We start from the raw sequence: 14,339 nt of genomic DNA, 5'->3' as shown, positions 1-14,339 counted from the left end.
TGAGGTACGAAGAGACTCGCCGCTTGCGCGGTATCGAGAACGCTTGGCTGCGCCTGAAGCTCTGGCTCCGTCCGGCCCTTCTCAGGCCCGATACGGCCATCTCGGATCTGAGCCACCTGTCGGACCACGAGAGGCGCGACATCGGTCTGCCCGAGCCGGCCCGCTACATGGACTGGCGGATCCTAAAGGATCAGAAATAGCCGGCGATCAGGACGTCAGGCGGCTCGGCTTGAGCTCCCCGCTCTGCTCCAGCAGGGAGTGGCCGGTCGAGGCGATATGAGCCTCGATGCGCTTCAGATCGCGGACGATGTCGAGCTGCAGCGTGCCGGTGTCGCCTGCGGTCCTGCCGGACCGGAGCTGATCGAGATGCTTCTGGGCCACCGCGCGCTCGAGATCCCGGAACCGCTCCTTCTCAGAGACGAGCCTGCGGGCCGAGCCGATGTCCTGAAACATGAGGACGGATGCGGCCAGCTGCAGGTGCTCCAGCAGCTTGGCATGCATGCTGGTGATGTCCTCCAGGCTGTCCTTCGGCAGGCGCAGGTGGTTCTTGATCCGCTTGGCGGCAAGCTCCATCAGGTTCTTGTCGATGATGTCGCCCACGTGCTCCAGATTGATGGCGAAGGCGAGGATATCCGAGAGGCGCTTCGCCTCCGTCTCGCTGAGGGCTTCGTGGTTGATGGAGCTGAGATAGCGCCTGATGGCGCTGAACAGCCGATCCAGCACGTCGTCGGTCCGGCTGACCTGATCGACGCGGCTGATGTCGTCCTCCCGGAAGAGATCCTGAGAGCTGCGCAGCATCGCTTCCACCGTATCGACCATCCGCAGGACCTCGCGGGCTGCGTTGGACAATGCGACGGAGGGCGTATCCAGGGCATCCTTGTCCAGATATTGCGGAACCCCCGGATCCGAGGCCTGGAGTTTTTCCGGGAAGAGCCTGACGAGCAGCTTCGCGATCCAGGGCAAGGGCAAGATGAAGATTGCGGCCAACGCCACATTGAAGATGGTGTGAAAGTTCGCCGCCATTCGGGCAGGGTTCGGATCGAACGCGGCCATCGCAGAGAGAATCGGGTCGATCAGCGGAAGGGCCACGGCGCAGCCGACGACGCGGGTGGCCAGATTGCCGACCGGGACGCGGATCTTGGCCGGGTCGCCTCCCATGGCCTCGAGGAATGGATTGATCGCGCTGCCGAGATTGGCGCCGAGCACCATCACCAGAGCCGCGGAGGGTCCGATGACGCCCACCCCGGCGAGAGACATGATGAACAGCATCGCGGCGACGCTGGAATGGGCAATCCAGGCAAAGAACGCCGAGATCAGCACCAGTATCAGCGGGTCGGAAGCGATCGATGCGAGGAGTTCCTTGAGGATGGCCGAACCCTCGATCAGATGGATCGTCTCGCTCAGCAACCGGAGCGAGAGCAGCATCAATCCGAGGCCGATGGCAACGCGCCCCAGGTCCTTCGTGCGGCTCGTCTTTCCGCGCCGGAAGGCTGTGAAGCCCCCGAGGACGAGGACCGGGAAGATCAGGGAGACGTCGAAGGAAAGCACCTGCACGATCAGTGTGGTGCCCACATTCGCGCCGAGCATGACGGCAAGGGCCGGCACGATGTCCACGGCCCCGCCCGCCGTGAAGGACGCGACCATCAGGGCCGTGGCGGTGCTGCTCTGGAGAACGGTCGTGACGCCGACGCCCGCCAGGAAGGCCTGAAGGCGCGTTCTCAACGCTATCCCGAGCATCCAGCGCAGGTCGCTCCCGAAAGCGCGCTGCACCCCGCTGTTGACCATGGTGATGCCCCAGAGAAGCAGGGCAATCTCACCGAAAAGGTGGATCAGAACGGAGGTCGCAGACATTCAGCCCTCGAAAAAGGAAAATACGGCACAATCGACCTGCTTATCCGTCATGAACCGAGACCGCAATCAGGTTGCCGGCTAATAATGCGTGTCGGCAGCAGGCAAGGCACGGAATTTTTCAATGACGGAGTGAGCGGGAGGGTATCCTGGCCCGGCGAGGACCTAACCCCTATTCTACAATTAGCTCAAGGGTTTGAGGTGGCATACCCTCCCAGGGACAACCGAATGTAGAAGTGGAACAATTTGGCTACTCCCAACGCATGCCATCACCCCCGAAATGACGTCTGCTCTTTTCCACAATTAGCCGGTACGCATGAGTATCCGACACGGCCAAGTCTTGAGGGTCGCATTCTTGATGGACACAATTCCGCTGCTGAGTATGCGAGGGTGTGAGATGGGTTTGGACGATCCATTTCCGATTGAGAAATGCTCCGGACGCGTCCGGGGAGCCATCCTGGCAGAGTTCCAGGGGCGGTGTCCGACAATCCGTGAGGTGGCCAGCATCTCCGATGCCCAGTGGCTGACGGTGCCCAATATCGGCCCAACGACCCTGGAGGAGCTGCGCAGCATGACGCAGCAGCTTCCAAACAGGGCCGATGCTGCCATTGCTCCCGACATGCCGGATCAGGAAATCCTGTCTCGCTTGAACCGGCTGCAGCGGGAGTTGAACATCCTTGTCGGTGAGATCCGAACAAGATTGAACATGACATCCTCCAGAAGAAGCCCGCACAGATAAAGCCTGCCCGGGCGCCTCTCCCTTCCACGTATCCGCACGATCGTCTCATCCCATCCGTTAGAGATTCACTTGAGAATCTGGCACTTACCTTGCGGCCCCCTCCAGGGATGTGCTGCAACTTAGTTCCATGAACGGAGGAAAGTCCTGCCGCTGGTATTTGTTTGACTGCCAGCTCAATCCTAAGCAGCGATTGACTTTACGGTATGGAAGGAGTTGATGGATCCCAAAATATGGAGTGGCTCGCTCTGACCTCACTGCGTCGGCTCACTCCTGTCTGGGGCAAGTTGCATGGCTGGCGTAGTTCGGGCGCTCGAGTTCATCATCGACAAGGATGAACTGGTCGCCAAAGGCAGTTCCGTATACGAAATCGGAACTCCTGCGGTGAGGTTTCTCGTAGAGCAGCTGGACGACGGCACCTTACGGTTGACCGCAGCCATTCTCGACAACAACGAGGATGGGACCGCCGATACCGCCGATCTTCGCGGCATCTTCTTCCATATGGCGGGTATCGAGAACGATCCCTCGGACGAAACCTGGCTGAAGGGCCTCTCGGTTGCCGGAGCAGCCGGTTTCGAGTCCCTGATCGAAGGACGTACATTCGACGGAGACGGGGTCGAAGCCGTGCCGGGGAGCGGCAACAGCGACACCATGAACGGTCGCCCCCTCACCCCCTACGACGTGGGAATTGGAATCGGAACGTCCGGCATCGGGCACGATGACATCAAGACTGTCTCCATCATCCTGGACCACATCACCGACAACCTGACCCTGGAGCACCTGGCCCAGCAGGGCTTCGGTGCGCGCCTCACGAGCGTCGGCACGGACGGAGCCAGGCGCGAGGACAGCCTCAAGCTGTGGGGATTGGCACCCGCCGCACCAACGGCGGTACCGACCGGCTCCCTCTCAGGGCGCGTTTGGCTCGATCTCGACGGGGATGGCGTTCAGGGTGACGACAGCCAGGAAACCGGCCTGCCCGGCATCGAGGTCAAGCTGATCGACTCCACCGGCAAGGTCGTGTCGACGGCGATGACGGACGGCCAGGGCGAGTACCGATTCAGCAATCTGTCCTTCGGGACCTACGACGTTCAGTTCGGAAAAGGTCCGGACGGAACATACCGGTTCACCGGGTCGAATGCGGGCTCAGACGACACGCGGGACAGCGACGCCGATGCGAGCACCGGCCGCACCGGATCCTACACGATCACAGAGACGGAGAGGCATGTCACGGCTGTCGACGCCGGGCTGTCCAAGGTCGATGTCCAGCCTCCCGTCGTCACCCCTCCGCAGGAGATCGGAAACGACGATCTCATCGAAGCCGGCGACCACGATGACTTCATCCATGGCGGCAGCGGCAATGACGAGATGCAGGGTGAAGGCGGCAACGACACGATCTACGGCGGCACGGATCGCGGCGAGACCGCCCGAAACCCTGGCAACGGAAAGCTGAACAAGGTTCTCATCGGAGACAACCTCTACGGCAATGACGGCCGGGACACCTATCGCTACGCCAAGGGCGACGGTGTCGACATGATCTGGGACTTCAGGCCCGGCGACGACGTCATCGAGCTCTCCGGCTATGCCCTCAAGGACATCAAGGCGACCTGGGTCGGCAAGGTTGCGAACTGGATCGACACGCCCAAGCACAACAAGCTGGCGCTGGTGTTCGGCGATGGTGGGGCGATCGTCTTCAACGACTATTCGGGGCTCGACACCAGCTCTGCCACGGCTCTCAAGCTCGATGACGGAACGGCGGTTTCGTTCGCGAGCCTGATCGCGAGCGCCGGCCGCAAGCCGGCGGATGTCGAAGTCAACGACGAGCGGCAGGTCGCTCTTCGCAAATACGAATGGCGGGATCTCGGCAAGGGCCAGAACGGCTACGGCGGCAACGACCGGGACAAGCTGATTGGCGCCGGCGGCGACGACAATCTCTACGGCAATGAAGGCGTCAATGGCCTGAACGGCAAAGACGGAAACGATCAGCTGTATGGCGGCAATTCCCGCGACGTGATGATCGGCGGAAGCGGTGACGACATCGGCTACGGCAATGGCGGCGACGATTTGATCGTCGGCGGCGCGGGCTCCGACAGACTCTACGGCACCGGCGGAGCGGACTACATCTTCGGCGACGAGATGCCCGCAGGCTTTATCCTCCCAGGACAATTCGCCGGCGATCTCGTCTGGCTGCAGGACGAGAGGACGCTCGTCACCTCCTCCAGCATGACGCTTGCGGCCGATGTCAGCAACATCACCGCTACCGGCAAGACCTCCCTCAGCCTCACCGGCAACAGGTTGGACAACGTGATGATCGGCAATCCGGGCAAGAACTTCATTGCCGCTGCCGAGGGCGACGACATGGTCTTCGGCGGCTACGGCAACGACACCTTGTCCGGAGGCGCCGGCAGGGACAAGTTCATATTCGACCAGAAGCTGGGAAGCTCCACGACCGACAGGAAGGTGAACTTCGATACGATCACCGACTTCAAGGTGAACGATGACAAGTTCTACCTCGACGATGCCGTGTTCAAGAAACTCGGCAAGGGATCGCCCGATAAGCCGTCTCAGTTAAAGAAGAACTTCTTCACCGTCGGCGCACAGGCCGAGGACAAGAACGACTATCTGATTTACAACAAGAAGACCGGCGTTCTCTCCTACGATGCGGATGGCGCGGGTACGAAGGTGAAGGCGATCGAGTTCGCAAAGATCGACGCTGGCATCAATCTGAAGCACAGCCACTTCTACCTGATCTGAGATCTGCCAGATTTATCGGAGCTGCCCGTTAAGAGGCGCGCATCCATTGCGCGCCTCTTAACGCATGGAAGCCTCGCCCCTGAGAAATTCCGCATTCGGAAACGGCAGCAAGGCGTTCGGCACCCGGCCGCAGCGCAACAAAACCTTGGCCACAAGCGTTCCGCTGCAAGGCAGAGGTCCACAGCCTCCACGAAAGGGGACACAAGGTCGATGACGAGCGGAGCGGGCGCAACGGGGCTTTCCCATGAACCGGAAGCATTTTCACGGCTGCAGGCTCGCCTGACCTCCATGTTTCGTGGCTTTTCGGAACAGGACACTCCCAGAACCGTCGTCATCGTTCCAAGCCTGACCATGGACCGGGAGGTCCTCGCCAACATTGCGGGGGCTCATCATTACGAGGAGCGGATGCTCTGCTATCTGATGCTCCTGCGACTGCCGCGGACGCAGATCGTCTATGTGACGAGCCATCCGATCCCGGAGCCGATCATCGATTACTATCTGCACCTGCTGCCCGGGATCCCGGCGCAGCACGCCAGGAAGCGCCTGACCCTTCTTTCCTGCCACGACGGCTCCGGGACATCGCTGACCGAGAAGATCATCGAACGCCCCCGCCTGCAGCAGCGGATCCGGGACGCCATTCCCGATCCGGCCTCCGCCTACATGATCTGCTTCAACGTCACGGAACTTGAGCGCGATCTCGCGCTCAGCCTAGACTTGCCCATCTATGGCTGCGACCCGGACCTGTTGTCCTTGGGGTCCAAAAGCGGCTCGAGGAAGATCTTCCGCGAGGCCGGCATCGCGATGCCGGAAGGCTTTGAGGATCTCTCCACGTCGGATCAGATCACGGACGCGCTGCTGGAGCTGAAGCACCGCCGGCCTGCGATCCGGCGGGCGGTCGTGAAGCTCAACGAAGGGTTTTCGGGCGAAGGCAATGCGATCTTCGCCTACAAGGGAGCCCCCGAAGGAGCCGGGCTGCGGAATTGGATCCGCGACCGCCTTCCCGAACTGGCCTTCGAGGCCAAGGACATGACCTGGGAGCTGTTCGAGGGAAAGCTTCTCGCCATGGGCGGCATCGTGGAGGAGTTCATCGAGGGCGAAGTCAAGCGGTCCCCTTCGGCTCAGTTCCGTGTCGACCCTCTCGGGCAGCTCGAGCCCGTCGCGACCCACGATCAGGTTCTCGGCGGCGACAGCGGACAGGTCTTCCTCGGCTGCACCTTCCCGGCCGACGAGCACTACCGCCTCGAGATTCAGGAGGATGGCCTGAAGGCCGCGCGGGCTCTCGCTGAAAAAGGTGTCTGCGGGCGTTTCGCCATCGATTTCCTGTCCGTCCTGGAAGGCAATGAATGGCGCCACTACGCCATTGAAATCAATCTGAGGCGCGGGGGAACCACGCACCCGTTCATGATGCTCGAGTTCCTCACGGACGGCTGCTACGACCCGGCCAGCGGCAGCTTCCTCACCCCGGCCGGCCAGCCCCGCTGCTATTACGCCTCCGACAATCTCGAATCGCCGCTCTATCGCGGCCTCACGCCTGGCGATCTGATCGACATCGCGGCGCTCAACAGGCTCCACTTCGATGGAGCCTGCCAGAAGGGCGTCGTCTTCCACCTGATCGGCGCGCTGTCGGAATTCGGCAAGCTGGGCGTCCTCTGCATCGCTCCCTCCCATGAGGAAACGGAAGCGCTCTACCGCCGCACGACCGAGGTGCTCGACCGGGAGAGCAGCGCGGTCTGACCCGCAGGCTCAGCCCTCATACGTGATCTGCACCCGATCGGCCGCCTGGCGTGCCCGCTCGCGGGCCTCTTCCACCGTGCTCCCGGAGGCCAGGGCAACGCCCATGCGGCGGTGCTTGCGGGTCGTCGGCTTGCCGAACAGGCGGACCTCCACATCGGCGTCTTTCGAACCCAGCTCCAGCGCCTCCCGCAATCCCCGGATCTCGAACCGTTCGGCTTCGCGATCCGCCAGGATCACGGCCGAAGCGGTCGGTCCGTAAAGGCGGACCGGCGGGATCGGGAGACCCAGAACCGCGCGGGCATGAAGATCGAACTCGGAAAGGTTCTGGGACAGGAGCGTGACGAGCCCCGTGTCATGGGGGCGGGGCGAAAGCTCGGAAAAGATTACCTCGTCTCGGGTGACGAAGAACTCGACTCCGAAGATCCCATAGCCGCCGAGATTGTCGACCACCTTGGTGGCCATCTCCTTGGCATCGGCGAGCAGCTTCTCGGTCATCGGCGTCGGCTGCCAGGATTCCTGGTAATCCCCCCGCTCCTGCCGGTGCCCGATGGGCTCGCAGAACGACACGCCCTCGCGGGAGCGGATCGTCAGCAGCGTGATCTCGTACTCGAAGGCGATGAACTCCTCGACGATCACCTTCTTGCGGTCGCCGCGCATGTTCGCCACCGCATCGTTCCAGGCCTGCTCCAACTGATCGGCCGTCCGCACGGTGCTCTGGCCCTTTCCTGAGGAGGACATGACCGGTTTGATGACGCAGGGCAGGCCCGTATGCTCGGCCCCGGCCCTCACCTCCTCCAGGCTCTCCGCATACCGGTACTTGGACGTGCGCAGCCCGAGCTCGGTGGCGGCAAGCTCGCGGATCCGGTCCCGGTTCATGGTCAGAGACGCTGCACGGGCGGAGGGCACGACCGTAAAGCCCTTGTCCTCGAACTCCTGCAGCACCTCGGTGCGGATCGCCTCGATCTCGGGCACGATGAAATCGGGCCGGTGCTTCTCGATGGCCTGACGCAGGGCATCAGCATCCAGCATGGAGAACACCTCGGCCTCGTCCGCAACCTGCATGGCAGGGGCGTTCGCATAGCTGTCGCAAGCGACCACGTGGCAGCCGTACCGCTTGGACGAGATCACGAACTCCTTTCCGAGTTCGCCGGATCCGAGAAGGAGAATTTTGGCAGTGAACACGGGGCTGTCCTTCGTTTGATGCCGGGCGGCGATGACACTGGATGCCTGAGCTGACCGATATGGTCGAGTCGGCGCGGGTCGAAAAGGGGAAACATGCGATGAACCATGGGGATGTCGGTCGATAGGCCCCCTCCTGAAAAGCTTTGTTCTTCGCCGCTTTTCACGATTCGGCATGGATCCTGTTTCCTCCAGCCGCGTTCAAGAGCATCGAGGAGATTTCAGCCTCGCTTGCGCCAGGTGCAGCCCTGCCGTCTCAACCAAGCACTACGCAAACCTCGGTGTCGTGAGTTAAGGGTCTGCCCAGGAGAAGCCCCATGTTAGCCAAGAAGAAATCTTCGGAACCCCAGAACCGGCGCGTGACCCGAGTCGACCCTCCTGCCCTTGAGGAAGCCATCGCGGCGGCCCAAGGGCTGACGGACGACCTCGAAAGCCAGATCGAGATTGCCGCGCAACTCATGGGCATGTCCGAGGACGAGGTCCGACCCATCGCCCAGAAGGCCGCCGTTCCGATGCCGATCCGCCGTCCCATGCGGCTGGCGGAGCGGACCTCTATGGCCGAGCGCCACGAGGGACCGAAGGTGGTCGTGGTCGAGCGCAAGCGCCCCCGCCTCGTCACGCCCCGGTAAGCCTGTTATTCTGTTCTCCTGCCCGCTGGCGCTGGCCCATCGGCCGGCGCCTTTGTCTTTTCTCATCCCCTGAATGCTCGAACATGGTCAAAGGTATCGTCCTCGCCTTCCTCGCCTTCGCGGTCTTCGCCTGGGGCGATGCCATCGTGAAGGAGATCGGCCATGGCCTCGACCCGTTCGAGGTGACCTTCTTCGGTTATCTGATCCCGCTGATCCTTTCCCCCGTCTTCATGAAGCGGGGCGACAGCCTGGTCGATCTCGTGCGCTGGAACCGGCCCTGGCTTATGGGGCTCAGGGTTTTCCTGATCGCGGCAACGACGCCGCTGAGCGTCATGGCCTTCCGGAGCCTGCCGTTCGCGGAGGCTTTCGCGATCCTGTTCCTGATGCCGAGCCTCGTGACGGTCCTGTCCATCTTCATCCTGAAGGAGCATGTCCGCTGGCGGCGCGGCCTCGCCGTTTGCGCCGCCTTCATCGGCGTGCTGGTGATCGTGCGTCCCGGGTTCAGGGAGTTCCTGCCCGGCCACCTTGCGGCACTCATGGCCGCACTGTGCGCAGCCGGCGGCGTCATTACAGGCCGGATGATCGGCCATACGGAAAAGCGCTTCACCCTGATCGGCACGGTCTTCCTGGCGACCACCGTTCTCGCCGGCGTGCTGATGATCCCGGGCTTTGCCTGGCCTACGGCGCATCAGTGGGTCCTGCTCCTCGCCTTTGCGGCAACGGCGTTCGCCGCCCAGGCCCTGTTCATCGTCGCGACCATATACGCCCCGGCTGACCGCCTTGGAGCGGCCCAGTACAGCCAGATCCTCTGGGCCCTGGCCATCGGCGCCCTCTTCTTCGACGAGTGGCCCGATGCCCTCGCCCTGCTCGGCATCGCCATCGTGGTCGCCGCAGGCCTGTTCATCTTCGCTCGCGAACAGACCCTCAAGCGGGGCCGCCCGGATGCAGTCCCATTGCCCGAAACCGTTCCCCCGGCGCCGGCGGCAACATCCACGCCGCACTGAAGCGGGTGCGACTTCTGCCGCAGCCGCGTTCACTCGCCTGCCCCGCGCCCTATGTCCCTGAGAGGCAATCTTTGAGGATCGGGCCGAAGCCAAGGGCCGGAGAGGCAGGGTGGAATTCGTGACAGGCGCGTATATCAACCGGATCGGAACGGCTGTGCCGGAGCACGACGTCCATCAGACGTTCATCGGCTTCATGGATCACTTCCTCCCGGAGCGAAAAGACAAGCTTCTGTTCAGACGCATGGTCCAGCGCTCCGGGATCGAGCATCGCTACTCGACCCTCACGCCCGGCGAGAACCTGGAGATCGCTGCCGATCAGGAGGGCTTCTTCCAGCCGGGGCAGTTTGCCGGGACTGCTGCCCGCATGAGCCGCTTCGAAACCCACGCGGTCGATCTTGCCGAGAAGGCGGTCGAGGCTCTCGACCTTGGGGAGGAACTGCCGGGCCTCACCCATTTGGTCGTGGCGTCCTGCACCGGGTTCACGGCTCCTGGGCTCGACCAGCAGCTCATGGAGCGGCTCGGCCTCAACCCTGGCATCGAGCGCACCTTGGTCGGGTTCATGGGCTGCGCGGCGGCCGTCAACGCCCTGAAGCTGGCCCATCACATCGTCCGGTCAGAGCCTTCCGCGAAAGTGCTCGTGGTCAATCTAGAGCTCTGCACACTGCACCTTCAGGAGACCTCGGACCTTGAGGTCGTCCTGGGTGCCCTGCTCTTCGGCGACGGGTGCGCCGCGAGCCTCGTCTCTGCAGAACCGACAGGCATCGCGCTCAAGGATTTCCGCGTCGCCACCATCCCGGAGACCGGCGATCTCATCACCTGGCGCATTGGGGATGCCGGCTTTCAGATGAGCCTGTCCGGGGAGGTGCCGCAGCAGATCGCGAAGGCGCTTCGCCACGAAGCCACCCGCAACGACGACGGCGGCATCCTGCGCGGCCAGCACAAGGACGACTTCGACCTCTGGGCTGTGCATGCGGGCGGCCGCACGATTCTCGATGCGGTCGAGCAGGGGCTCGAACTCGAACCGGATGCGCTGCAATGGTCACGCGGCGTGCTGAGGGACTTCGGCAACATGTCGTCCGCCACGCTGATGTTCGTGCTCAACCGGATGATGCAGCAAGCCCCGCCCTCCTCGAAGGGCTTCGGCATGGCCTTCGGTCCCGGGCTCGTCGCCGAGACCTTCCGGTTCGACATCGCAGGATAAAGCCGCCATGGGCCGGAGCTTCGCCGAGCGCAGCCATGAGACGGAGCTGATGGACACCGAAGCTGTCGGCCTCGACGACTACCGGGCCTGCCTGAAGGACCTCGCCTCGGTCAATGCGTTGACGCTGACCCATGTGCCGATCCTGAAATGGCTCGACCGGGCCACCCGGAACTTGGCGCCCAACGAACGGGTGACGGTGCTCGATGTCGGCTATGGCTATGGCGATCTCCTGCGCAAGATCCATGCCTGGAGCCGCCGCAAGGCGCGCGCCGTCGATCTGGTCGGCGTTGACCTCAACCCGATGAGCGAACAGATCGCTCGCGCCGCAACGCCTCCCGATGCACCCATCGAGTACAGGACAGGCAACGTCTTCGACTACAATCCCGAACGGCCCATCGATTTCGTGATCAGCTCCCAGACGACGCATCACATGTCGAACGAGGAACTGACGACCTTCATCCGCTGGATGGAGAAAGTCGCGGCACGGGGCTGGTACATTGCCGACCTCCACCGGCACCCGGTTCCGTTTCACGCCTTCGGCGTCCTTGCCCGCGCAGCCCGCTGGCATCGCTTCGTCCGGCATGACGGTCCGGTCTCCATCGCCCGCAGCTTCCGCAAGCAGGATTGGGAGAAGATCCTGAGCGCCGCCGGGCTGGAGCATGGAACTGCCGAGATCCGCTGGCACATTCCATTCCGCCTGTGCGTGAGTCGGCTGAAATGAGCGGGCAGCGCCGTCAGGAGATCGTGATCGTGGGCGGCGGCCTCGCAGGAGCATCAGCGGCCTGTGTTCTCGGCAGGGCGGGACATTCCGTCCTCCTGCTCGAGCGCGACCCGGAGCCCCGGCACAAGGTCTGCGGCGAGTTTCTCAGCATCGAGGCCCAAACCTATCTGGCCCATCTCGGGATCGACCTCGACCTCCTGGGGGCAAGCCGGATCTCGCGCCTTCGCCTTTTCCACCGTGAAAAGCGGACGGAAACGGACCTGCCTTTTCTCGCACGCGGCCTCTCCCGCAAGGCTCTGGACGAGGCCCTGCTGCAAAGGGCCATGGCGCTCGGAGCCGAGGTTGCGCGTGGCGTGGCGGTCCGAACGATTTCCAGCGAGGAATCAAGCCATCAGGTCGATGCAAGCCCGTTCGGAACGGTCCATGCGGATTCCCTCTTCCTGGCCAGCGGCAAGCATGATGTCAGAGGCGCCAGGCGCCCGACATCCGGCTCGATGAACGATTTCATCGGCTTCAAGATGCATTACCGCCTGTCGGAGGAGCAGCGCGCCGCCCTCGACGGCACCATCGAAATCATTCTGTTCGATGAGGGCTATGCCGGGCTACAGCTGATCGAGGATGACATCGCCAATCTTTGCTTGGTCGTGACACGGCAGCGTTTCGAGACGATCGGCCGAAGCTGGGACAGCCTCACCGAGCAGATTGCCCTCGAGTGCCCGCCTCTGGCGGAAACGCTGCGGGGCGCGGCGATGCTGTTCGACAAGCCTCTCTCGATCTTTCAGATCCCCTATGGCTTTGTCCATCGCCCCGACACAACAGAGCCTCAAGGGATCTTCCGCCTCGGCGACCAGATCGGCGTGATCCCGTCCTTCACCGGCGAGGGAATGTCGATGGCCCTGCACAGCGGATGCCTTGCAGCCACGACCTATCTTCGCCTTGGCCGCAGAAGCACGAGCTTTCACCAGCAGATGGCGGCCGACATCCGGGGCCAGATCCGGCTGGCCTTCCTGCTCAACAAGGCCGCACGACAACATCTGGGCCAAGCAGCCATCTTTCATCTCTGCCGGACATGGCCTTCCATCATGCGGCAGGTCGCATCTTTCACCCGGATGCGGGAGGCGTCCATGCAAAGGGCACTGGTCCCGCCATGATCGTGCCGAGAACCGTCCAGACCTCGGCAGCCGTTGCGGAGCACTACGACGAGCTCGATCCGTTCTACCGGGAGATCTGGGGCGAGCACGTTCATCACGGTCTCTGGTCCACAGGCCGGGAGACGCCGGATCAGGCCGTGGAAGCCCTTGTGGCGCATCTCGCGGAAACGTTGGATCTTCGGCCAGGACAGCACATCTGCGATGTCGGTTGCGGCTATGGCGCGACGGCGGAGTGGCTCTCCCGTCATCACGGCGTCCACGTCACCGGCGTCACGCTCTCGGCGGCACAACTTGTGCAGGCGCAGGCGCGAAGCGCCGCCTCCCCTCAGCTCCACTTCATTAAGCAGGATTGGCTTGAGAACACCTTCGAGAACGACACCTTCGACCATGTGATCGCCATCGAAAGTTCCGAGCACATGCCCGACAAGCGCCGCTTCTTTAACGAGGCCCACCGTACGCTTCGCCCAGGCGGCCGGCTGGCAATCTATGCCTGGCTCGCCCGAGACGATGCACGCCCCTGGGAGCAGCGCCACCTGCTGGAGCCGATCTGCCGCGAGGGGCGCCTGCCGGGCATGGGGAGCGAGGCCGAATATCGGGCATGGGCGAGCGAGGCCGGGTTCGTCGTGGATGGATTCGAGGATCTCAGCACCAGGGTCCGCCGCACTTGGGCGCTCTGCACCGGGCGCGTTGCGAAAAAACTTCTGACCCATGCGCCGTACAGACGCTATCTGCTGGATGCCCGCGCCAAGAACCGTATCTTCGCCCTGAGCGTCCCACGCATCTGGATTGCTTATCTCACCGGGTCGATGCGCTACGGCCTTTTGACGGCGCACAAGCCTCGATAAGCCATCCGCTCGTTATGCCCGCTCGGGACGCCCCAGCATTTCGGCCGCGTCAGTCGCGCCCATAGCGCTTGCAAGCGCCTCGGCCGTGAGCCCTCCCGCATCGCACGCCTGAGCGTCCGCGCCCCGCGCCAGCAGAACATCGAGGATCTCCACCCGATTGAACATGGCCGCAATCATGAGTGGGGTCTTGCCGCCGTCGCTGCGACCGTTCACGTCCGCTCCTCCATCCAGAAGGGCCTGGACCGTCGCCATGTCCCCCTTGAAGGCCGCTCCGGCCAGAGGGGTCTGGCCACGGTCGTTGGCGAGTTCCGGATCGGCGCCATGGTCGAGAAGAAGGCGCGCCGTGTCGGCGTGTCCGTGATAGCTCGCCAGCATCAGGAGCGAGTCGCCCTTCTCGTTGCGCAGGTTGGGTGGCAATCCCATGCGAAGCAGATCGCCAAGCTCCTGCACCTGCCCCGCTCGTGCATGCTGGAAGACCCGTTGCGCAAAAGCGATCGTCTCCTCGTCCGGCTCCGGCTTCGGCGTCTCGCTCGTCATTGC

Annotated in this window: 13 protein-coding genes; 10 read left to right on the top strand and 3 right to left on the bottom strand. The window is 63.1% G+C overall.

The genetic code is table 11. The features are described 5' to 3' along the window. Positions 1–23: 23 nt before the first annotated feature. On the top strand, positions 24–200 hold the full coding sequence (locus tag JAO75_RS12105; protein WP_199049396.1) for a hypothetical protein: 177 nt from the start codon (positions 24–26) through the stop codon (positions 198–200). A gap of 7 nt (positions 201–207) precedes the next feature. Here JAO75_RS12105 and JAO75_RS12100 read toward each other — a convergent pair whose 3' ends face one another. After that, the gene (locus JAO75_RS12100) at positions 208–1,851 is read right to left on the bottom strand and encodes a Na/Pi cotransporter family protein (protein WP_199049395.1); all 1,644 of its coding nucleotides are present in this window, start codon (positions 1,849–1,851) and stop codon (positions 208–210) included. A gap of 394 nt (positions 1,852–2,245) precedes the next feature. Here JAO75_RS12100 and JAO75_RS12095 point away from each other — a divergent pair, with 394 nt between their 5' ends. The 3 genes from JAO75_RS12095 (at position 2,246) to JAO75_RS12085 (ending at position 7,069) form a co-directional block, all read left to right on the top strand. Beyond that, on the top strand, positions 2,246–2,587 hold the full coding sequence (locus JAO75_RS12095) for a hypothetical protein (RefSeq protein ID WP_199049394.1): 342 nt from the start codon (positions 2,246–2,248) through the stop codon (positions 2,585–2,587). Positions 2,588–2,875: 288 nt separating this feature from the next. Then, entirely contained in the window at positions 2,876–5,335 is a 2,460-nt protein-coding gene (locus tag JAO75_RS12090) for an SdrD B-like domain-containing protein (protein WP_199049393.1), read from the top strand. A 288-nt stretch (positions 5,336–5,623) separates the two neighbouring features. Then, entirely contained in the window at positions 5,624–7,069 is a 1,446-nt protein-coding gene (locus JAO75_RS12085) for a peptide ligase PGM1-related protein (RefSeq protein ID WP_246742472.1), read from the top strand. 9 nt (positions 7,070–7,078) lie between these two features. Here JAO75_RS12085 and purT read toward each other — a convergent pair whose 3' ends face one another. Beyond that, complete coding sequence (gene purT, locus JAO75_RS12080; RefSeq protein WP_199049391.1) at positions 7,079–8,251, bottom strand: formate-dependent phosphoribosylglycinamide formyltransferase; 1,173 nt, start codon at positions 8,249–8,251, stop codon at positions 7,079–7,081. A gap of 314 nt (positions 8,252–8,565) precedes the next feature. Between purT and JAO75_RS12075 the strand changes: the two genes are divergently transcribed. The 6 genes from JAO75_RS12075 to JAO75_RS12050 all read left to right on the top strand — a co-directional run bounded on the left by JAO75_RS12075 (position 8,566) and on the right by JAO75_RS12050 (position 13,799). Then, positions 8,566–8,877, top strand: a complete 312-nt coding sequence (locus JAO75_RS12075) for a hypothetical protein (RefSeq protein WP_199049390.1) — start codon at positions 8,566–8,568, stop codon at positions 8,875–8,877. Positions 8,878–8,960: 83 nt separating this feature from the next. After that, positions 8,961–9,881 carry a DMT family transporter gene (locus tag JAO75_RS12070; RefSeq protein ID WP_199049389.1) on the top strand — a complete coding sequence of 307 codons (921 nt, stop codon included), beginning with the start codon at positions 8,961–8,963 and terminating at the stop codon, positions 9,879–9,881. A gap of 109 nt (positions 9,882–9,990) precedes the next feature. Continuing rightward, positions 9,991–11,082, top strand: a complete 1,092-nt coding sequence (locus JAO75_RS12065; protein WP_199049388.1) for a type III polyketide synthase — start codon at positions 9,991–9,993, stop codon at positions 11,080–11,082. A 7-nt stretch (positions 11,083–11,089) separates the two neighbouring features. Then, a complete protein-coding gene (locus JAO75_RS12060) occupies positions 11,090–11,803 on the top strand; it encodes a methyltransferase domain-containing protein (RefSeq protein ID WP_199049387.1) in 714 nt (237 codons plus the stop codon). Beyond that, a complete protein-coding gene (locus tag JAO75_RS12055) occupies positions 11,800–12,954 on the top strand; it encodes an NAD(P)/FAD-dependent oxidoreductase (RefSeq protein ID WP_199049386.1) in 1,155 nt (384 codons plus the stop codon). Before JAO75_RS12060 ends, JAO75_RS12055 begins: the two co-directional genes overlap by 4 nt. After that, positions 12,951–13,799 carry an SAM-dependent methyltransferase gene (locus tag JAO75_RS12050; protein WP_199049385.1) on the top strand — a complete coding sequence of 283 codons (849 nt, stop codon included), beginning with the start codon at positions 12,951–12,953 and terminating at the stop codon, positions 13,797–13,799. Before JAO75_RS12055 ends, JAO75_RS12050 begins: the two co-directional genes overlap by 4 nt. A gap of 12 nt (positions 13,800–13,811) precedes the next feature. Here the strand turns inward: JAO75_RS12050 and JAO75_RS12045 are convergent, their stop codons facing one another. Beyond that, positions 13,812–14,336, bottom strand: a complete 525-nt coding sequence (locus JAO75_RS12045) for an ankyrin repeat domain-containing protein (protein WP_199049384.1) — start codon at positions 14,334–14,336, stop codon at positions 13,812–13,814. Positions 14,337–14,339: the final 3 nt, after the last annotated feature.

The organism is Microvirga splendida (genome assembly GCF_016427565.1).
GTDB lineage: Bacteria > Pseudomonadota > Alphaproteobacteria > Rhizobiales > Beijerinckiaceae > Microvirga > Microvirga splendida.
This window is presented reverse-complemented; position numbering and strand designations above follow the sequence as displayed.